This is a genomic window from Micromonospora endolithica (genome assembly GCF_003626595.1).
Lineage (GTDB): Bacteria > Actinomycetota > Actinomycetes > Mycobacteriales > Micromonosporaceae > Micromonospora > Micromonospora endolithica.
In genome coordinates this window covers 376,852-396,636 of record NZ_RBAK01000001.1, presented here as the reverse complement: position 1 = coordinate 396,636, position 19,785 = coordinate 376,852, and the positions used below count along the sequence as shown (strand labels likewise).

At 73.0% G+C, this 19,785-nt stretch carries 15 protein-coding genes; 7 read left to right on the top strand and 8 right to left on the bottom strand.

Annotation, left to right across the window (positions count from 1 at the left end):
- Positions 1–3 precede the first annotated feature (3 nt).
- From D7223_RS01775 to D7223_RS01765, 3 genes are all read right to left on the bottom strand, one after another.
- Positions 4–2,541, bottom strand: coding sequence for a serine/threonine-protein kinase (locus D7223_RS01775; protein WP_238161479.1), 2,538 nt, complete (start codon positions 2,539–2,541; stop codon positions 4–6).
- Between the two features lie 54 nt (positions 2,542–2,595).
- Complete coding sequence (locus D7223_RS01770) at positions 2,596–3,927, bottom strand: glycosyltransferase family 4 protein (RefSeq protein WP_120724063.1); 1,332 nt, start codon at positions 3,925–3,927, stop codon at positions 2,596–2,598.
- A 331-nt stretch (positions 3,928–4,258) separates the two neighbouring features.
- Positions 4,259–6,199, bottom strand: coding sequence for an amylo-alpha-1,6-glucosidase (locus tag D7223_RS01765; protein ID WP_120724061.1), 1,941 nt, complete (start codon positions 6,197–6,199; stop codon positions 4,259–4,261).
- A 42-nt stretch (positions 6,200–6,241) separates the two neighbouring features.
- On the opposite strand from D7223_RS01765, the gene D7223_RS01760 reads away from it, so the two are divergent.
- From D7223_RS01760 to D7223_RS01750, 3 genes are all read left to right on the top strand, one after another.
- The gene (locus tag D7223_RS01760) at positions 6,242–8,962 is read left to right on the top strand and encodes an MGH1-like glycoside hydrolase domain-containing protein (protein ID WP_120724059.1); all 2,721 of its coding nucleotides are present in this window, start codon (positions 6,242–6,244) and stop codon (positions 8,960–8,962) included.
- A gap of 53 nt (positions 8,963–9,015) precedes the next feature.
- A complete protein-coding gene (locus tag D7223_RS01755) occupies positions 9,016–9,708 on the top strand; it encodes an HAD family hydrolase (protein WP_120724056.1) in 693 nt (230 codons plus the stop codon).
- A 175-nt stretch (positions 9,709–9,883) separates the two neighbouring features.
- Positions 9,884–10,822: a rhomboid family intramembrane serine protease gene (locus tag D7223_RS01750; protein ID WP_120724054.1), complete on the top strand. Its 939-nt coding sequence runs from the start codon at positions 9,884–9,886 to the stop codon at positions 10,820–10,822.
- 376 nt (positions 10,823–11,198) lie between these two features.
- Here D7223_RS01750 and D7223_RS01745 read toward each other — a convergent pair whose 3' ends face one another.
- The 5 genes from D7223_RS01745 to D7223_RS01725 form a co-directional block, all read right to left on the bottom strand.
- Entirely contained in the window at positions 11,199–11,474 is a 276-nt protein-coding gene (locus D7223_RS01745; RefSeq protein WP_120724052.1) for a hypothetical protein, read from the bottom strand.
- Between the two features lie 47 nt (positions 11,475–11,521).
- Complete coding sequence (locus tag D7223_RS01740; RefSeq protein ID WP_120724050.1) at positions 11,522–11,953, bottom strand: RusA family crossover junction endodeoxyribonuclease; 432 nt, start codon at positions 11,951–11,953, stop codon at positions 11,522–11,524.
- A 171-nt stretch (positions 11,954–12,124) separates the two neighbouring features.
- The gene (locus D7223_RS01735) at positions 12,125–12,835 is read right to left on the bottom strand and encodes a VOC family protein (protein WP_120724048.1); all 711 of its coding nucleotides are present in this window, start codon (positions 12,833–12,835) and stop codon (positions 12,125–12,127) included.
- Positions 12,836–13,620: 785 nt separating this feature from the next.
- Positions 13,621–14,475, bottom strand: coding sequence for an endonuclease domain-containing protein (locus D7223_RS01730; RefSeq protein WP_158610808.1), 855 nt, complete (start codon positions 14,473–14,475; stop codon positions 13,621–13,623).
- 119 nt (positions 14,476–14,594) lie between these two features.
- Complete coding sequence (locus D7223_RS01725) at positions 14,595–15,173, bottom strand: DsbA family protein (RefSeq protein WP_120724043.1); 579 nt, start codon at positions 15,171–15,173, stop codon at positions 14,595–14,597.
- Between the two features lie 229 nt (positions 15,174–15,402).
- On the opposite strand from D7223_RS01725, the gene D7223_RS01720 reads away from it, so the two are divergent.
- Genes D7223_RS01720 through D7223_RS01705 form a run of 4 tightly spaced genes read left to right on the top strand, consistent with a single transcriptional unit; the run spans position 15,403 to position 19,734 of the window.
- Positions 15,403–16,686, top strand: a complete 1,284-nt coding sequence (locus D7223_RS01720) for an ABC transporter substrate-binding protein (protein ID WP_120724041.1) — start codon at positions 15,403–15,405, stop codon at positions 16,684–16,686.
- Positions 16,683–17,684 (top strand): carbohydrate ABC transporter permease, encoded by a 1,002-nt coding sequence (locus D7223_RS01715; RefSeq protein ID WP_120724039.1) that lies wholly within the window; start codon positions 16,683–16,685, stop codon positions 17,682–17,684. Before D7223_RS01720 ends, D7223_RS01715 begins: the two co-directional genes overlap by 4 nt.
- 1 nt (position 17,685) lies before the next feature.
- Complete coding sequence (locus D7223_RS01710; protein ID WP_120724037.1) at positions 17,686–18,519, top strand: carbohydrate ABC transporter permease; 834 nt, start codon at positions 17,686–17,688, stop codon at positions 18,517–18,519.
- A gap of 9 nt (positions 18,520–18,528) precedes the next feature.
- Positions 18,529–19,734, top strand: a complete 1,206-nt coding sequence (locus D7223_RS01705; protein ID WP_120724035.1) for an ABC transporter ATP-binding protein — start codon at positions 18,529–18,531, stop codon at positions 19,732–19,734.
- Positions 19,735–19,785 lie beyond the last annotated feature (51 nt).

The window sequence follows — 19,785 nt, the reverse complement described above, 5'->3', positions numbered from 1 at the left end:
TGCTCAGCCGCTCGGGCGCAGGCTCGTCCGGACGGTGTCGAGCTGATCCGCCGCCGCCGTCCAGTCGGTGTCCCGGGTGATCCAGCCCAGCGTGAACGACCGCGAGCCGGCCGGGAGGTCGGGCACCACCTGTAGGGCACGCAGCCGCCCGCCGTCCGGGGTGTCCCACGCGCACTCCCACTCCGCCGCGTCCACGGTCGGGGCCAGCCGGAACTCCGTGTACCCGGGAAGGGTGGCGGCCTTCTGGGCGCGGGCCCGCGCGGCCCGGAGCCGGTCGAGGGCCCCGACCGTCGTGTCGCCGGACGGGACGACGCTGAGCGCCCGGCCGGTCTCCGGGTCCTGGAAGCAGGACACGTCGCCGTCCCGCGAGTAGCGCCAGCCGGCGGGCACGGCCACGTGGAAGCCGTCGCCGGCGTGCCAGACCCAGCCGGTGGGCGGGCGGAAGGACGCCTCGGCCGGCGCCGTGGCGGCGTCGACCGGTGTGCCGACGACGTCCGGCCGGACGCAGGGGAACGGCGGCGGCGGTCGACCTCCCGGTGGGGGGCCGGGCCGACCCTGGCCCGCGTCGTAACCGGCGCCGGTGAGGGCGGCGCGCGGATCGCCGGGTGCCCGGCCCCGCGGGCCCCGCTTCTCCGGGCGGTCGTCCGGCTGCCCGCCGGGAGCGCCCACGGTCAGCGGCGTGGTGGCGGGTGGGTCGGTGCCGCGCCCGACGAGGGTCAGCGCGGTGCCGACACCGGCCGCCACCGCGACCAGGAGCGCGGTACCCGCCAACGCCCAGCGGCCGACCGGCCGGCGGCCGACCTCGCCGCGATCCGGCCCGCCCGGGACCCGACTCGCCGCGACGAACCGGTGCGGGACGGTCGGGGCGTTCTCCGCGCCGGGCGGGTCGGTGCCGGCCGTCGCGCGTCGCGGCACCCGGCTGCGATGCGGGACGGTCGGTGCCTCGTCCGGGCCGGTGGACGCGTCGGTCCCGGGCGGCGCCGGGACGGTCGCGGTGCCGGCGTGCGGGTGTTGCGGGACGGTCGGCGCCTCGTCGGCGTCGGTCGGGGCGAGGTCGTCCGGTGCCGGGGCGGCCGGGACGCGCAGCGTGGGGGAGTGCTGGCGGACGGTCGGCGCCTCGTCGGTGTCGGCGGGTGCGCCGGTCGGGGCGGGACTGGTCGGTGCCGGGGCGGCCACGGCGCGCAGCGTGGGAGAGTGCTGGGGGACGGTCGGCGCCTCGTCGGTGTCGGCGGGTGGGTCGGTCGGGGCGGGACTGGTCGGGGCGGGGCTGGTCGGCGCCGGGACGGTCGCGGCGCTGGTGTGGGGGTGTTGCGGGGCGGTCGGCGCCTCGTCCGGGTCCAGGCCGGAGATCTGCGGTCGGGCACCCGGCCGCTGCGGGACGGTCGGTGCGTCGTCCAGGGCCGGCGACACCGCCGCGGCCCGTGGCGCGGCGCCCAGCCGGCCCACGACCGGGGCCGCGGGCAGAGCGCGGGGGGTCTCGTCGGCCGGGCGGCCCACCACCGGGGTCGCGGGCAGAGCGCGGGGGGTTTCGCCGGCCGGGCGGACCGCCGGCCGGGTCGGCGGCGGAGCGGGCGGGACGGTGTGCCGGGCCGTGCTGTCGATCGCCTGGCCGGCGGTGGGTCGTGGGCCGGCCCCGCGGGCCAGCGGAAGCGTCCGCTCCGCGTCGGCGGGCACGGTGGCGGGCTGCCGCCCGGCCGCGGGTTCGCCCGCCGCCCGCGCCAGCCGCCGGCGGGTCTCCTCGTGGTCGGTCCGCTGCGCGGGATCCCGCCGCAACAGCCCGGCCAGCGCCGGGGCCAGCGGTCCGGCGCGGCGGACCGGATCGGGCGGGCCGCTGGCCAGCGCGCTGAGCGTCGCCATCGCGCTGGCCCGGGCGTACGGGGACTGGCCCTCCACCGCGGCGTACAACGTCGCGCCCAGCGACCACAGGTCGGCCGCCACGCTGGAGACGCCGTCGGCGGCGCGCTCCGGTGCGACGTACTGCGGGGAGCCGAGAACCATGCCCGGTCGGGTCATCGCCCCGTCTCCGCCGTCGAACACGGCGAGCCCGAAGTCGGTCAGCAGCACCCGCCCGTCCGGGGCGACGAGCACGTTCTGCGGCTTCACGTCCCGGTGCAGGACGCCCGCGCCGTGCGCGGCACGCAGGCCGGCGAGCAGGGCCAGCCCGACCGAGGCGGCGCGGGCCGGCGGCAGCGGCCCCTCGGCGTCCAGGATGTCCTGGAGCGACCGGGAGGGGACGTACTCCATCACGATCCACGGACTGTCCCCGAACCGCACCACGTCGTAGACCCGTACCACGTTGGGGTGGTCGACGCGCGCGGCGGTGCGCGCCTCGCGCAGCGCGCGGGCGCGCAGCTCGGTGCTCTCGTCCTCGGTCAGCCAGCTCGGTGGGACCACCTGCTTCACCGCCACCTCGCGGTGCAGCAGCTCGTCGCGGGCCCGCCAGACCCGGCCCATGCCACCCCGCCCGACCAGCTCGAACAGCCGGTATCGTCCGGCGACCAGCCGCTGCTCCACGATGTCCCACCCCCGCCCGGCGTACACCTTAGTCAGGGGATCGGGACTCGCCTATCCACTGTGGGCGGAAATCCGTCTCGCCTAGCAGGCAGCCCCGCCGACCGCGAGGAGGTTCCCCTCCGGGATGACGACCGCCCGCCGGCCACCGGCGAGCCGGGCGGCGGCCCGGCGGACCCGCACCGGCCCGTGCTCCCGGCGGGCGGTGGCGTAGGTGGCGGCGGTGCGGGCCGCGATGGTCGCCCAGCCGTACCGCTCGCCGACCATCCGGCGGGCCCGCCGGGCCACCCGCCGGGCGAAGACGTCGTCGCCGAGCAGCGAGCCGACCGCACCGGCGAGCGCGTCCGGGTCGCTGTGCGGGAAGGTCACCCCGGTGACACCCGGCTCCACGATCTCGGCCAGCCCGCCGGTCCGCGCCACGGCCAGCGGCGCGCCGGCGGCCGCGGCCTCCAGCGCCACCATCCCGAACGGCTCGTAGAGGCTCGGCACCACGGTCGCGTCGGTGGCCGCCAGCACGGCCGGCAGCTGGGTGGCGTCCAGGAAACCGGCGAAGCGGACCGTGTCACCGAGGTTCAGCTGTCGGGCCCGGTCCACCAGTTCGTCCCGGTAGGGGCCGTCCCCGGCGATCACCACCCGCAGCCCCGGGTGCCGCTCACGCAGGTGCGGCAGCGCGTCCACCAGGTGCTGCACGCCCTTCTCGTAGACCAGCCGGCCGGCGTACCCGATCAGCGGCCCGTCCCCGGCGAACCGCGCGCGGGCGGCGGCGACCGCCCGGGGCCGGGCGTGCCAGGCGCGGTCGTCGACCCCGTTGGGCACCACGTCGATCAGGCCGTCCGGCACGTCGAACAGCGTGGCGACCTGGTCGCGCATGTAGCCCGAGCACGCCACCAGGCGGGTGGAGGCGTTGCTCAGCCAGTGCTCGACGCCGTGGATGGTGCGGTTCATCTCCTCCGGCAGCCAGCCCTGGTGCCGGCCGGCCTCGGTGGCGTGGATCGTGGTGACCAGCGGCAGGTCCAGGTGCTCGGCGAGGGTGACCGCGGTGTGCGCGACGAGCCAGTCGTGGGCGTGGATGACGTCGTACGAGCCGGACTCGGTGGCGCGCAGGGCGGCGCGGGTCAGGGTGTGGTTGAACGCCATCGTCCAGGCCAGCAGGGACGAGGTGGCCAGCGGGAAGGTGACCGGGTCCTCGGCGGCGCGGACGACGCGGACGCCGTCGGCGTACTCCTCCAGTGGCGCGCCCTCGGTGTGCCGGGTGACGACGGTGACCTCGTGCCCGGCGGCGGCGAGGGCCACCGACAGGGCGTGCACGTGCCGGCCGAGGCCGCCGACCAGCACCGGTGGGTACTCCCAGGAGAGCATCAGCACGCGCTGGTGCCGGGCCGGGTTGATGTCGATCACGTCGGCGTCCGGTGACATGCGGCCCCCTTGGAGTTGTCTGCCGAGCGCACGCCGACCGGCACCGGGATCGATGCCGGTCAGGCGAGCAACTGGATCGGGACCAATCCTGCCGGGATCCGGCTAACCGGCGGAGACGCGGTCGTTGCAGTCGTGTAAATGGAACACCGCCGTTGCGGTCGGGCCCGAGGGCCTGTGTCAAAGCCCCTGGCCGGCCTGCGGCGGGCCCAGACGACGACCGGCCGCGTTGGAGATTCGTCCGGATACAACACCGGTATCCGCACGAATCTCCGCCTTGCCGGACCGCCGCCTGGACTCCGCCTCGGCTCGACCGGGGACTTCGACACAGGCCCTAGCGTGGCCGCCGGGCCCGGAGCAGCTCGGCGACCGACCACGCCTGGAACGGGCAGCCGGTCGCGGCGTGCGGCGGCAGACCGTCGGCGGTCTCGCTCACCGACCCGAGGCCGTACTCGGTCAGGTGCGCCTGCACGCCGACGAACAGGTCGTCGACGGCGACCCCCGCCCGCCGGCACGCGTCCGCGTACGGGCCGAGCAGCCAGGGCCAGACGGTGCCCTGGTGGTAGGCGCCGTCCCGCTCCGCCGGCCCGCCCCGGTGCCGCCCGGTGAACTCCGGCGAGTCGGGGGAGAGGCTGCGCGGGCCCAGCGGGGTGAGCAGCCCGGCGGCCACCCGGCGCAGGGTCGGCCCGTCCGGCTCCAGCGGGGCGTACGGCAGCGACCAGGCCAGCAGCTGGTTGGGGCGCAGCAGGTCGTCGTCGTGCAGGGCGGCCCCGCCGAGCGGGTACGCGGGCGCCGGCGCGTCCACCACGTCGTGCAGCCAGCCGGCCGGGGACGGGAACCGGGTGCCGAACGCCTTCGCCGCCCGGTCGTGCAGGCGGTGCAGCTCCCCGGCGTCCTGTCCGGCCAGCTCGGTCAGCTCGGCCAGGCCGGCCAACCCGTTGATCCACAGCGCGTTGACCTCGACCGGCTTGCCGGTACGCGGGGTCACCGGCACCCCGTACACCCGGGCGTCCATCCAGGTCAGTGCGGTGCCGGGGGTGCCGCCCTGGGTGAGCAGCCCGTCGGTGGCGTCGACCGCGATGCCGAACCGGGTGCCGGTCAGGTGCGCCTCCGCCACGCCGTGCAGCGCCGGCAGCAGCTCGTCACCGAGGTCGGTGTCGCCGGTGACGGTGACGTGCCGGCTCACCGCGTGCAGGAACCACAGGGTCCCGTCGACCGTGTTGTACTCCACCCGCCCGGTGTCGGCGGTGTTCGCCAGCATTCCCTCGGACAGCGTCGCCGCGTACGACCGCAGCAGCTCCCGGCCGAGGTCCGCCCGGCCGGTGCAGAGGAACAGGCCCTCGTAGGAGATCATCGTGTCCCGCGACCAGGCGCCGAACCACGGATAGCCGGCCACCACGTCCGGCCCGGCCGGTCCGGCGACCACGAACGCGTCGGCGGCCAGCGTGAGGGTCGCCTCCACCGCGTCCGCCGGCTTCGCCGCGGTCACCACCGCCCGGTTGCGGGCCCGTGCCGCCGCGACCACCTCGGTCGCCGCCGGTGGCTCGTCGGACAGGTCACCGGACCAGGCGAGCACGGACACCGTGTCGCCCGGCCGCTCCAGCGCGCCGGAGAAGCGGCCGGCGTGCCACAGGTCCTCGTCGGGGTTCAACCCGCGCGCCGCCTCCTCGCGGTGGTGCGCGCCGGTCCACCACTGGCCCTCCGGGGACCAGCCCGGCCCGGCCAGCCGGTACGCGCTCTCGACGACCGCCCCGTCGGCCACCGGCTCCACCCGGGGGCTCGGCCCGTCCGCGCGCCGCTCGCCGTGTGCGTCCCGCCAGGTGCAGGCCGCGCTCAGCTCCAGGTGCACCGGACCGCCGGTGACCAGCCGGTGCACCACCGCCACGCAGGAGCGGCCGTACGCCATGGCGATCTCCCGCTCGATGACCACGTCGCCGATCCGCCACCGCCAGCGGGGCAGCCCGTCGGTGAGGTCGAAGCGCTCCAGCAGCTCGAAGCCGCGCGGGTCGACGTCGCCGGAGGACCACTCGTGCGCGCCGAGGCGCACCCGGGCCCCGGACGGCAGGACCACCGCCGGGTCGAGGCTGGCCAGTCCCAGTTTCCGGGACGCCGGTGTCTCCCCGGCCACCACCAGCAGGCCGTGGTACCGGCGGGTGCGCAGCCCGGCGACGGTGCCCATGGCGTACCCGCCGAGACCGTCGGGCACCACCCATTCCCGGGTCGCCCCGCTGGTCAGGTCACCACACACCTGGGGGCCGAAGCGAATGTCGATCAACTTTCCTCCACCGGCGGCGTGGTGCAACACGCCACGACGAGAATGGCCGCTGTGGTCAAGTACCCCGGCGGCGTCGAAGATGTGCAGGTGATCACCGACTCCTCACCCCCACCCAGCTCCGCGCCCGACCCGGAGCGGATCCGGCTCGCCCAGGCCGACGCCGGGGAGCAGGACTGGCGCGCATGGGGTCCCTATCTGTCCGAGCGGGCGTGGGGGACGGTACGGGAGGACTACAGCGAGCACGGCACGGCGTGGGACTACTTCCCCCACGACCACGCGCGGTCCCGAGCCTACCGGTGGAGCGAGGACGGCATGGCGGGCGTCTGCGACGACCGGCAGACGTTCTGCTTCGCCCTGGCGCTGTGGAACGGCCGCGACCCGATCCTCAAGGAACGGATGTTCGGCCTCGGTGGCGACGGCGGCAACCACGGCGAGGACGCCAAGGACTACTGGTGGTACGAGGACTCCACCCCCACCCACTCCTGGATGCGGTGGCGTTACCACTACCCGCAGGCCGCCTTCCCGTACGACGAGCTGGTCGCCGTCAACGCGCTGCGCGGCCGGGACGACACCGAGTACGAGCTGGTCGACACCGGGATCTTCGACGACGACCGGTACTGGGCGGTGACCGTCGACTACGCCAAGGCCGGTCCCGGGGACATGTGCGTGGTGGTGACCGTGGCCAACCGGGGTGACCGCGCGGAGACCCTGCACGTGCTGCCGACGCTGTGGTTCCGCAACACCTGGGCGTGGGGCCTGCCCGGCGGCGACCGGGTACCCCGGATCGTCGGCGAGGGCTCCCGGCTGGTCGGCGAGCACTGGGTCCTCGGGCAGCTCCTGCTGGAGGGTGACGGCGACCCTGTTCCCCTGCTCTGCGACAACGACACCAACGCCGAGCGGCTGTGGGGGCTGCCCGGCCGCTCCCGCTACCCGAAGGACGGGATCAACGACCACGTGGTCGACGGGGCCGACACGGTCAACCCGGACCGGGAGGGCACCAAGGGCGCGCTGCACTACGCGCTGACCGTCCCGGCGGGGGAGCAGCGGCAGATCCGGCTGCGGCTGACGCGTACCGCGCCGCCACCCGGCGGCACCGCGCCGCCGCCGGCCGACCTCGGCGCCGGCTTCGACGCGGTGGTCTGGGCCCGCCGGGCCGAGGCCAACCGGTTCTTCGCCGGTGTCGTCCCGGGCACCGCGACCGCCGACGAGGCCCTGGTCGCCCGGCAGGCCATCGCCGGGCTGATGTGGGGCAAGCAGTTCTACCACTTCGACGTCAAGCGGTGGCTGGACGGCGACCCGGGCTCCACGCCCCCGGCGGGTCGCCGGCACGGGCGCAACAGCGCCTGGTGGCACATGACCAGCTTCGACGTGATCTCCATGCCGGACCCGTGGGAGTACCCCTGGTACGCCGCCTGGGACCTGGCCTTCCACTGTGTGAGCATCGCCCGGGTCGACCCCGGTTTCGCCAAGGAGCAGATCCTGCTCCTGCTGCGCGAGTGGTACCTGCACCCCAACGGGCAGATCCCCGCGTACGAGTGGGCGTTCGGCGACGTCAACCCGCCGGTGCACGCGTGGGCGGCGCTGAAGGTGTTCGAGATCGACGGCGGGCGGGACCACGCCTTCCTCGCCCGGGTGATGCACAAGCTGCTTCTCAACTTCACCTGGTGGGTCAACCGGAAGGACACCGGCGGCAACAACGTCTTCGAGGGCGGGTTCCTCGGGCTGGACAACGTCGGCCCGTTCGACCGTTCCGCCGCGCTGCCCGTCGCCGGGGTGCTGGAGCAGTCCGACGGCACCGGCTGGATGGCCATGTACGCGCTCAACATGCTCGACATCGCCATCGTGCTGGCCGAGCACGACCGGACCTGGGTGGACACCGCCACCAAGTTCTTCGAGCACTTCGCCTACATCGCCGCCGCCGCGTACGACCAGGGGTTGTGGGACAACGAGGACGCCTTCTTCTACGACGTGCTGCGCCTGCACGACGGCACGAAGGTGCCGCTGAAGGTGCGTTCGGTGGTCGGTCTGCTACCGCTCGCGGCGGTCACCCGGCTCACCGCGCGGACCCTGCACCGGTTGCCCGAGCTGGGTGCCCGGCTGCGCTGGTTCCTGACCAACCGCCCCGAGTACGCCTCGGTCATCGGCGCCCGCCGGCTCGGCCCGGACGGCCGCCAGCAGCGGCTGCTGTCGATGGTCGGCCCGGAGCAGATCGTCCGGCTGCTCGCCCGGATGCTGGACACCGACGAGTTCCTCTCCGAGTACGGCCTGCGCACCCTGTCCCGCGCCCACCTGGACAAGCCGTTCGCGGTCACCCTCGGCGGTCAGGAGTTCTGCGTCGGCTACGAGCCCGCCGAGTCGACCAGCGGCCTGTTCGGGGGCAACTCCAACTGGCGCGGCCCGATCTGGATGCCGACGAACTTCCTGCTGATCAGCGCGCTGCGCGACTACGCGGCGTTCTTCGGCGACGACCTCCAGGTCGAGTACCCCACCCGCTCCGGGGTGAAGCGGACCCTGGACGAGATCGCCGACGACCTGTCGGCGCGCCTCATCTCGCTGTTCACCCGCGACGGGTGGGGCCGGCGGCCCATCTACGGCGCCGCGCAGCTCTTCCAGACCCACCCCGACTGGCGCGACCTGATCTCCTTCCCGGAGTACTTCCACGGCGACAACGGCGCCGGTCTCGGCGCGTGGCACCAGACCGGTTGGACCGCGCTGGTCGCCGACCTCATCCTCACGCTGCGCCGGCCGGAGAAACCGGGATGAGCCGGCGTCCGCGCCGACGTACCGTGGCGCGGGATCGAACTGGGGAGGAACGCATGCCGTACGTGGGTCAGGTGCTCGTCTTCGACGCCGACGACACGCTCTGGGAGAACAACGTCGTCTTCGAGCGGGTGATCGACGACTTCCTCCAGTGGCTGGACCACCCCACCCTCGACCGGGCCGAGATCCGGGCGATCCTCGACGACATCGAGCGGGCCAACGCGGTCACCCACGGTTACGGCAGCAAGGTCTTCCTGCACAGCCTCGGCGAGTGCCTGGAACGGCTGCGGGAACGGCCGGCCACCGACGCCGAGCGGCGGTCGATCGACGGTCTGGCCAGGGCGCTGGTCGAGCACCGGGTGGAGCTGATGCCCGGGGTCGCCGAGGCGCTCGACGAACTGGCCGGCCGGCACGAGTTGCTGCTGCTCACCAAGGGGGAGCGGGAGGAGCAGCAGCGCAAGCTGGACGCCTGCGGCCTGCTGCACCACTTCGGCGCCGCGCACATCGTCCCGGAGAAGAACGCCGACACCTACCGCTGGCTGGCCGGTGAGCACGGTTTCGACCCGGCGCGGGCGTGGATGATCGGCAACTCCCCGCGCTCGGACATCCTGCCCGCCCGGGCGGCCGGGATGAACGCGGTGTTCATCCCCAACGCCAACACCTGGGTGCTGGAGCACGACGACCTGGACCCCACCGACACCGGCGTGCTGCGGCTGGCCGCCTTCCCCGACCTGCTGCGCCACTTCTGAGATCGGGGTGACCCCGGCCGCGGGGCCGACCGGTCGTCGCCCCGGCCGGTGGCCCCCGTCGCCGCCCCGGTCGCGGGGCCACCGGATCGTCGATCGTCGGTTAGCCTGTGCGGCGCCGTCCCGCGAGCCGACGGCACAGGTGGCGCGGCACCCGCGCCGGACCGGGAGAACGGCCATGGACACCACGAGCACCCCGCCCGCCGGCCCGCCGGCGGCCGACACCCCCACCACGTGCTTCCGGCATCCCAGGCGTGAGACGTACCTGCGGTGCACCCGCTGCGACCGCTACATCTGCCCGGACTGCATGCGGGAGGCGCCGGTCGGCTTCCGCTGCCCGGTGTGCGTCAAGGAGGACAACCGGACGGTACGCGAGGCTCGCACCGTCTTCGGTGGCCGGACGGTCACCGCGCCCCTGGTGACGTACGCGCTGATCGCCCTCAACGTGCTGGCGTACCTGGTCGAACTGGCCGTCCCCGGCGTCGTGGACCTCTACTACAACATCGGTGCCGCGCTCGTCGACGCCGACGGCGCGCAGTACGTCGACGACGGCACCCCCTACCCGGGATTCGACCAGGTCGGTGTCCTGCACGGCGAGTGGTACCGCCTCGTCACCTCGGCGTTCCTGCACTCGCTGCCCGGTGAGGGGATCTTCGGGATCGCGCACATCCTGCTCAACATGTACTGGCTGTGGGTGCTCGGCCGGGTCCTGGAGGAGCGCCTCGGGCACGTGCGCCTCGTCGCCGTCTATCTGCTCTCCGCCGTCGGCGGCTCGGTGCTCGCCATCCTGGTCGACCCGGGCCAGGCCGCGCTGGGCGCGTCCGGAGCCGTCTTCGGCCTCGCGGCCTGCTATTTCGTGCTGACCCGCAAGCTGCGCCACCACCCGCTGGACGGCAACCGGCTGATGCTGATGTTCGTCCTCTGGCTGGTGCTGTCCGCGACCTTCACGTCCTGGGAGGGGCACCTCGGCGGCCTGCTGGCCGGTGGGGTCACCGGTGCCGGTCTGGCGTACGCGCCCCGCGAGCGACGCGCCGCCGTGCAGGCGCTGGTGGTCGCCGGGGTGGCGCTGATCCTGGCCGTGCTGGTGATCCTGAAGTCGCTCCAGTTCACCGGCTGAGCGCGAGGGTGGTCTCGACCGGGAACAGCGTCGATCTCGACGACCGTGTTACGCCGACATGCCGCTTTTCCACCTTGACATCAATCACCGCCCACGGGGTGCGGAACGCCTTGTCCGAGCCGGTCGGACCCGCCTAGCCTGATCCGGCGCTCACGGCCCATCGGGGTGAGCCCTGAGCGCGCCGAAGTCCGGTAGCTGGGCACCGTGGAGCTGAGTGCAGGCGGGGCCGCTCGCCGTGTTCGGTGCGGTGTGGGCGAAGTGCCACGCTCGCGCGACCGACGCGGCGTGCCCGCCGCCACTCCGGACGGCTGGGGTCAGGACCGGGGAGTTGCGGACCCGGTCCTGACCCGTAGCTCCCGCGTCGGGTGGCCGGGACTCAGGCGGCGTCGCCCCGCACGATGGACACCGCCACCCGGCAGAACTCGTCCATGTCCGGCTGGAAACCGGCCGCGATGTCGGGGTGCAGACCGCTGCGGGTCTCGTCCAGCAGCCGCTGGCAGACCTGTTCGACCGGCTCGCCGGCGTAGCTGGCCCGCACGCGGTCGGTGGCCGCCTGCAACGCCGAGGTCAGCTGGTCCTCCAGCGGGCCGCGCAGCTTCTGCTGCACCGGGTCGAGCCCGCGAGGGTCCAGCGTGACATGTGGCTCCGACATCGGTGCTCCCTTCGTCGGCGTCCGCGGTACCCCACCGCGGGCGTCGGTCAAACCCGGTGCGGTACGGCTGCCACCCGCACCTGGTAGGAGAAGTCCTCGGCCGGCTCCTCCGCGTACGACAGTTTCCGGATCTGCCGGTCGTCGTCGTAGAGGGCGACGTCGATCAGGACGCCCAGGTGGGACAGGCCGATGCTGGCCACCCGCTTCTTGTCCTGGAGCACCGCGCACACCCCGCCGAGCAGGGTGCTCGCGTCGGAGGTGCGGTGCCCCGGCGGGCAACGCAGCACGAGGTCCACCTCGACCGGCCCGGACAGCGGGGTCCAGCCGGTGCGCTGGGCCGCGGCACAGGCCGCCTGGAGCAGGGCGCGGACCCTCGTCGCCTGCCGGTGCCCGGCGGCGAAGATGGACAGCGCCTCGGTCTTGACCGGTGGCAGGCCGCTCACCTCGAACGTCAGGGCGAGAGCGCGGGTGTCCTGCACGACGGCACCTCCTCGTGGAATCGATCCTGCCCAACCGGCATGGCGGCGGTGGGAGTTCCCGCGAGAACCCACCGATCGGGCGGGGCCGGGGTCGGCCGAGGCGTGTCGACGTCGTCGGCGAACGCGCAGGTAAACGCTAGTCCACCGGACGGCGGTCGGGTAACCGTCCGTTCACTCGGTGGGACGCGGCGCGAACGCGCAGAACTCGTTGCCCTCCGGGTCGGCCAGGATCCACCAGGAGATGTGGTCGTCCGGCTCGCGCAGCAGGGTGGCACCGGCCCGGATCAACGCGGTCGGGTCCGCATCGACCAGTTTGACGTCCCAGTGCAGCCGGTTCTTCACCGTCTTGCGCTCCGGCACCGGGTCGAAGACCCAGTAGTCCCAGGGGAAGCCGGCGGCGCCGACCAGCGAGGCGTACCCCTTCTCGCTCGTCTCGACCGTGCCCCCGACGATCCCGCACCACCAGGCGGCCTGGGCGGCCGGGTCGGCGGAGTCGACCACCAGCTCGAACGGGCCGGCCCGGGTGTCCTGCCCCGGCGCGAACGCGCAGAACAGGTTGCCCTCCGGGTCGGCCAGCACCCACCAGTGGATCTCGGCGTCCGGCTCGCGGACCAGTCGCGCGCCGGCGGCGAGCAGCGCCGCCGGGTCCGCGTCGGCCAGTCTCAGGTCCAGGTGTACGCGGGTCTTGACGGTACGCGGTTCCGGTACCCGGTTGACCCAGATCGACTCCGCGCTGGCGCCGGCGCCGGCTCGCCGCGGGTCCACCCGCACGTCCGAGTCCCCGGCGTCGACGACCTCCCCGTCCAGGATCCGCCCCCAGAAGTCCCCCAGCGCGACGGCGTCCACACCGTCCAGACACAGATCCTCGAACCGCGCGATCATGTCGCCCATCCTCCCGCACCCCACCCATCCCCGCACCCCCGCACCCGCGCACCCCCGCACCCGCGCACCCGCGCACCCGCGCACCCGCGCACCCCCGCCCGCGCCGCACGCCCCCAAGCCCCTCGGCCTCAAGCCCCTCGCCTCCAAGCCCCCGCGCCCCGCGCCCCGCGCCCACGGCCCCACGCTCCTCGCACCCCCGCCCCGCCGTGCCCCGCACGGCGACCGCGGCAACTTCGGGGAAGTTGCGGTTTCCGGGGCGGGGGAGGCAGCAACTTCCCCGAAGTTGCGTGGGGTGTCGGTCCGTCCTCAGCGCCCCGCGCGTCCTTGCTCGTGCCCGCTCGCGCGCCCGCCCGCCCGCGCCCTCATGGAGGGGACGGCGGCAACTTCGGGGAAGTTGCGGTTTCTGGCGTGGGGAGGCAGCAACTTCCCCGACGTTGCGCGGGCGTCGGTCCGTCTTCAGCGCCCGCGCGTCCTTGCTCGTGCCCGCGCGTCCTTGGTGCCCTCCCGCCCGCGCGCCCGCGTGCCCGCGCCCTCGCGAAGGGGACGGCGGCAACTTCGGGGAAGTTGCGGTTTCCGGGGCGGGGGAGGCAGCAACTTCCCCGAAGTTGCGCGGGCGTCGGTCCGTCTTCAGCGCCCGCGCGTCCTTGCTCGTGCCCGCCCGCCCGCGCGCCCGCCCGCGCATCCGGGCCCTCGCGGAGGGGACGGCGGCAACTTCGGGGAAGTTGCGGTTTCCGGGGCGGGGGGAGGCAGCAACTTCCCCGACGTTGCCGGGTGTCGGCCCGTGCTCAGCGCTTGCGGGTGCGGATGGCCTGGCGCACCTCGGCGAGGAAGCCGTCGAAGTCGGTCGCGAAGCGCTTCGACGTCAGGTGCAGGACGATCCAGTCGTCCCCGACCAGCCGGTTGAGTCGTCGCCGGTCCCGGTGGAGTTGCTGCGGGTCGTGGTGCCAGATGCCGTCGTACTCGATCGCGATCTTCCACTGCGGCCAGGCGAGGTCGAGTCGGGCGACGAAGGCGCCGTTCCGTTCGACGACGAACTGGGTGACCGGGGCGGGCAGGCCGGCCAGGACCAGCCGGACCCGCAGGCGCGACTCCGGTGGTGACTCCGCGCCACCGTCGGTCAGCTCGGCGACCCGGAGCATCCGCCGCCAGCCGCGTTCCCCCGCGTGCCGGTGGGCCCGCTCGCCCAGCCGTGCCGGGTCGACCAGCCGGCGACGGACGAGAACGTCGACCAGGGCGACGGCATCCTCCACCCGGAGCCACTGCGCGAGATCCCAGCAGGTGCGTTCCGGTGTGGTGACCGGAACGCCGGCCCGTCGGGCCACGTCGGTGCCGGGCACCTGGGCGGCGGTGTGCACGGCCAGGCCGGCGACCGGACCGAACCGTCGGGCGACGGGCACCAGGACGTCGAGGGGCTCGTGCGGCTCGACGCGACCGGCGCCGAACAGCGCCGCCGCACTTCGCCCGGCGATCGCCGCACCGGGTGGGATCAACCATCGGGCCGCCGCCGCACACCGGGTGGGATGCGAGACGGCGAGCCGGGCGTCGGCGTAGACGTCCTTGAAGAGGGGTCGCCAGGCGCCGCTGCGAAGTTCGGCGCGGGTGAGCAGCCCCTGCGCGAGGACCCGGGACCCACGGAACACGCGCCCCTGAAGCGGTGCCGGCCGTCGAGGAGAAGGAGGCATCCCTCAACCCTGAACGACCCTGGGTCTCCCCGTAAGCCCCTGTGGACAACCTCGGAAACCGGGGCCTCGACCCGGTGTCAGTGGCGGGCGCGCTTGACCTCGTGGAAGGCGGGCATCCGGATCAGCGGGAGCAGCGAGTCCCAGATGGTGAGGGCGTCGTCGGTGCCGGGAATCTCGGTCAGGATCGGGCCGTGGATGCCCCGCTCGGCGCCGGGCACCAGCAGCACCGGCGAGCCGATGTCCGGTCCGGCGGAGGCGTACGCCAGCGCGTGCGACTCGCGTACCGCCTGGTCCCAGCTCTCGTCGTCGAGCGCCGCCGCCGCGTCGCGCAGGCCGGCCGCCTCGACCGCCGCGTCCAGGATCTTCGCCCCCGGCGGGTTGCCGGCGTCGTGGGTGCGTGCACCCAACTCGGTGTAGAACCGGCCCGCGTCGTCGTGGCGTCCGTCGGCGCGCAGTGCCTCGACCAGGCGCAGCGCCCGGCCCGACTCCGCCAGCGCCTCGGCGAACTGCGGCGCGATCTCGCCCTCGTTCAGGATGGCCAGGCTGAAGGCCCGCCACTCGACGCGCAGGTTCCGGGCGTCGGCGACGGCGACCAGCCAGCGCGAGGTGCGCCAGGTCCAGGGGCAGATGGGGTCGAAGAAGAACGTGGCGTCCATCCGGCGAGCCTACGGTCCGCCCCGCCGAACCGCAGCGGAGTGATCCGCGCCACATCGCGCCGGAGCGGGGCCCGGTGTGGCTCCTCAGGTTTCGGAACTTCGCAGGTCGGGCAGTGTGGGGCCACGAAACGTCGAGGGCCAGACGAATTTCCTGGTCAGGGCCTTGACCGTCTCGCCGTGCGCCGGGGCACGGGAACCTCCCCCGGTCTTGGCCGAGAAGAGGGGAGGGGTGATGAGCGTCCCTGACAGGACCCGACGCCGGCCGCGTGTGCGCGCGGTAGCGGCGGCCGCGGCGCTGACGTTGGTGGCACCCATGGCCGCGTGCGCCTCCGGAGGAGACGGCGGTACGCCCACGATCAACCTGTACTACCCACCCGAGCAGAACCTGCAGAAGGTGGTCGACGACTGCAACGCCCAGGCGCAGGGACGGTACAACATCGTCTACCGGGTGCTGCCCCGGCAGGCCGACGAGCAGCGGGTGCAGATGGTGCGCCGGCTCGCCGCCCAGGACGACGGGATGGACGTGCTCGGTCTCGACGTCACCTGGACCCAGGAGTTCGCCAGCGCCGACTGGATCCTGGAGTGGACCGACGCCGACCGGGCCGACGTCGAGCAGGGCACCCTGGAAGGGCCGCTCGACACCGCCCGGTACGAGGACAAGCTGTACGCGGCACCGAAGAACACCAACGTGCAGCTGCTCTGGTACCGCAAGGACCTGGTCCAGGAGCCGCCGACCACCTGGGACGAGATGATCAAGGTCGCCCAGGACCTGAAGCAGCAGGGCAAGCCGTACCAGGTGCTGACCATGGGCGCGCAGTACGAGGGTCTGGTCGTCCTCTACAACACCCTGGCCGAGAGCGCCGGCGGCCGGATCCTCAGCGAGGACGGCGAGCAGGCCGTGATGGACGAGGGCACCGTCCGGGCGCTGGAGCAGCTCAAGGCGTTCGCCACGTCGGGCGTGACCTCGCCGTCGTTCAGCAACGCCACCGAGGACCCGGTGCGGCTGGAGTTCCAGAACGGCACCGGCGCGTTCCAGGTGAACTGGCCGTTCGTCTACCCGGCGCTCCAGGAGGCCAACCCCGACCTCGCCAAGCAGGTCGGCTGGGCGCGTGTCCCGGGCATCGAGGAGGGCACCCCGAGCAAGGTCACCATCGGCGGGGTGAACATGGCGGTCAGCGCCTACTCGAAGCACCCCGAGGAGTCCTTCGACGCGGCGAAGTGCATCCGCAACGCGGAGAACCAGAAGTTCTCCGCGATCAACGACGGTGTGCCGCCGACCATCGAGTCGATCTACTCCGATCCGGAGATGGAAGAGGCGTACCCGATGAAGGAGACCATCCTGGAGGAGCTCAAGGAGCCGGCGGTACGACCGCTGACCCCGGCCTACCAGAGCATCTCCACCGTCATGTCGGCCATCCTGTCGCCGCCGTCGGCGATCGATCCGCAGGGCACCGCAGACGAGCTGCGCTCCGCCATCGCCGACGCACTCGAGTCCAAGGGGGTGCTCCCGTGAGCGTGAACGCCACTCCGGCGGGCGCGGACGTCGCCGCCGACGAGACCGCCACCGGAACCGCCGGCCGGCACGCCGCGGTGCCCGCGCAGCGCTCCGGCAGGGCGCCGAAGACGCCGCTGAGCGAGAACAAGCGCGCCGAGCGGAAGCTCGGCTGGCTGCTCTGCGCTCCGGCGGCACTGGTCATGCTGCTGGTCACCGCCTACCCGATCCTCTACTCGATCTGGCTGTCGTTGCAGCGCTTCGACCTGCGGTTCCCGGCCGAACGCGAGTTCATCGGGCTGGAGAACTACGTCACCGTGCTCACCAACGAGTTCTGGTGGACGGCCTTCGGCGTCACCATGCTGATCACGGTGGTCACCGTCGCCGTCGAGCTGGTGCTCGGCATGGGCCTCGCGCTGATCATGCACCGGACGCTGGTCGGGCGGGGCATCGTCCGGACCGCGGCGCTGATCCCGTACGGCATCGTCACGGTCGTCGCCGCGTTCTCCTGGCGGTACGCCTGGACGCCGGGCACCGGCTACCTGGCGAACGTGTTCGGCGAGGGCGCGCCGCTGACCGAGCGGGCCAGCTCGCTGGCGATCGTGATGCTCGCCGAGATCTGGAAGACCACCCCGTTCATGGCGCTGCTGCTGATGGCGGGTCTGGCTCTGGTGCCGGAGGACCTGCTCAAGGCCGCCTCCACCGACGGCGCGACCGCCTGGCAGCGGTTCACCAAGGTCATGCTGCCGGTGATGAAGCCGGCGATCCTGGTCGCGCTGCTGTTCCGCACCCTGGACGCGTTCCGGGTGTTCGACAACATCTACGTGCTGACCGCCGGCGCGAACGAGACCTCGTCGGTCTCGATGATCGCCTACAACAACCTGATCCGGGGTCTCAACCTCGGCATCGGCTCGACGATGTCGGTGCTGATCTTCCTCACCGTGGCGATCATCGCCTTCGTCTTCGTGAAGCTGTTCGGTACCGCTGCCCCGGGCAGCGACGACGGGGAGAGGCGCTGACATGGCTGACACCACCACCAAGGCCAAGGTCCGCTGGGGCCTGCTCGACCTGATCGTGGTCGTCTTCGCGCTGGTGCCGGTGCTGTGGATCGCGTCGCTGTCGTTCAAGACCCCGGCGACCCTGACCGACGGCAAGTTCTGGCCCCGCGAGTGGACGCTGGACAACTACCGGACGATCTTCCAGACCGACCAGTTCGTCCGGGCACTGGTCAACTCGATCGGCATCGCGCTGATCGCCACCCTGATCGCCGTGGTGCTCGGCGCGATGGCCGCGTACGCGATCTCCCGGTTGGACTTCCCCGGCAAGAAGCTGCTGGTCGGGGTCTCGCTGCTGATCGCGATGTTCCCGCAGGTGTCCCTGGTGTCGCCGCTGTTCGAGATCGAGCGGCAGCTCGGCATCTTCGACACCTGGCCCGGGCTGATCCTGCCGTACATCACCTTCGCCCTGCCGCTGGCGATCTACACGCTGTCGGCGTTCTTCAAGCAGATCCCGTGGGACCTGGAGAAGGCGGCGAAGATGGACGGCGCGACGCAGGGCCAGGCGTTCCGCCGGGTCATCGCGCCGCTGGCCGCGCCGGGGCTGTTCACCACGGCGATCCTGGTGTTCATCTTCTGCTGGAACGACTTCCTGTTCGCCATCACGCTGACCTCCACCGAACGGGCCCGTACGGTGCCGGTCGCGCTGTCGTTCTTCACCGGCGAGTCGCAGTTCGAGGACCCCACCGGGGCGATCTGCGCCGCCGCCGTGGTGATCACCATTCCGATCATCCTGTTCGTTCTCTTCTTCCAGCGCCGGATCGTGTCCGGCCTGACGTCCGGCGCAGTCAAGGGATAGGTGGTAGTCGTGGCTGACATCGTGCTCGACAAGGTGAGCAAGAAGTTCCCGGACGGCACCGTCGCGGTGGCCGAGGTCGACCTGGAGATCGCCGACGGTGAGTTCGTCATCCTGGTCGGTCCCTCCGGATGCGGGAAGTCCACCACCCTGAACATGATCGCGGGCCTGGAGGACATCAGCTCCGGCGAGCTGCGCATCGCCGGGGAGAAGGTCAACGACAAGGCCCCGCGGGAACGGGACATCGCGATGGTGTTCCAGTCGTACGCGCTCTACCCGAACATGACCGTCCGGGAGAACATGGCGTTCCCGCTGCGGCTGGCGAAGCTGGACAAGGAGACCATCAACCAGAAGGTCGACGAGGCGGCGAAGGTCCTGGAGCTGACCGCGCTGCTGGACCGCAAGCCGGCCAACCTCTCCGGTGGGCAGCGGCAGCGGGTGGCGATGGGGCGGGCGATCGTCCGGCAGCCGAAGGCGTTCCTGATGGACGAACCGCTGTCCAACCTGGACGCGAAACTGCGGGTGCAGATGCGTACGGTCGTCTCCCGGTTGCAGAAGCAGCTCGGCACCACCACCGTCTACGTGACCCACGACCAGACCGAGGCGATGACCCTCGGCGACCGCGTGGTGATCATGCGGGGTGGCGCGATCCAGCAGGTCGGCCCGCCCCAGGAGCTGTACGACCACCCCCGCAACCTCTTCGTGGCCGGGTTCATCGGCTCGCCGTCGATGAACTTCCTGCACGCCGCGGTGGAGGACGGCAAGCTGAAGACCGCCCTGGGTGACGTGCCGATCGGCGAGCGGGTCCGCCGCGAGCTGGAGGGCGCCGACGCGCCCCGGGAGCTGATCCTCGGCATCCGGCCGGAGCACTTCGAGGACGCCGAGCTGATCGACGACGAGACCCGCCGCCGGGGCATGGAGTTCGACGCGCCGGTGGAGATCGTCGAGTCGATGGGCTCGGACAAGTACGTCTACTTCACCGTCGAGGGGGAGCGGGCCAGCGCCGCCGAGCTGGAGGAGTTGGCGGCCGACGCGGGCGCCGACTTCAGCGGCGGCGGGTCCAACCTGGTGACCCGGCTGTCCGCCGAGTCCCCGGTGGCGGAGGGGCAGAACCGCCGGGTCTGGTTCAACCTGGAGAAGATCCACCTGTTCGACCCGACCAACGGCCGCAACCTCACCCTGCACGAGGGCCGGGCGGCCGGCGCGCTCGGCGACTGACCCGCCCGCCGCCGTCGGCCGGCAGTTCCGGCCGTCGGCGGGGGAGCAGTT

What these genes read in the sequence shown, in the direction of transcription:
- D7223_RS01750 (WP_120724054.1), top strand. Translation starts at nt 9,884, where the DNA reads ATGGACACCACGAGCACCCCGCCCGCCGGCCCGCCGGCGGCCGACACC.
- D7223_RS01760 (WP_120724059.1), top strand. Translation starts at nt 6,242, where the DNA reads ATGGCCGCTGTGGTCAAGTACCCCGGCGGCGTCGAAGATGTGCAGGTG.
- D7223_RS01770 (WP_120724063.1), bottom strand. Translation starts at nt 3,927, where the DNA reads ATGTCACCGGACGCCGACGTGATCGACATCAACCCGGCCCGGCACCAG.
- D7223_RS01725 (WP_120724043.1), bottom strand. Translation starts at nt 15,173, where the DNA reads ATGGACGCCACGTTCTTCTTCGACCCCATCTGCCCCTGGACCTGGCGC.
- D7223_RS01745 (WP_120724052.1), bottom strand. Translation starts at nt 11,474, where the DNA reads ATGTCGGAGCCACATGTCACGCTGGACCCTCGCGGGCTCGACCCGGTG.
- D7223_RS01710 (WP_120724037.1), top strand. Translation starts at nt 17,686, where the DNA reads ATGGCTGACACCACCACCAAGGCCAAGGTCCGCTGGGGCCTGCTCGAC.
- D7223_RS01755 (WP_120724056.1), top strand. Translation starts at nt 9,016, where the DNA reads ATGCCGTACGTGGGTCAGGTGCTCGTCTTCGACGCCGACGACACGCTC.
- D7223_RS01735 (WP_120724048.1), bottom strand. Translation starts at nt 12,835, where the DNA reads ATGATCGCGCGGTTCGAGGATCTGTGTCTGGACGGTGTGGACGCCGTC.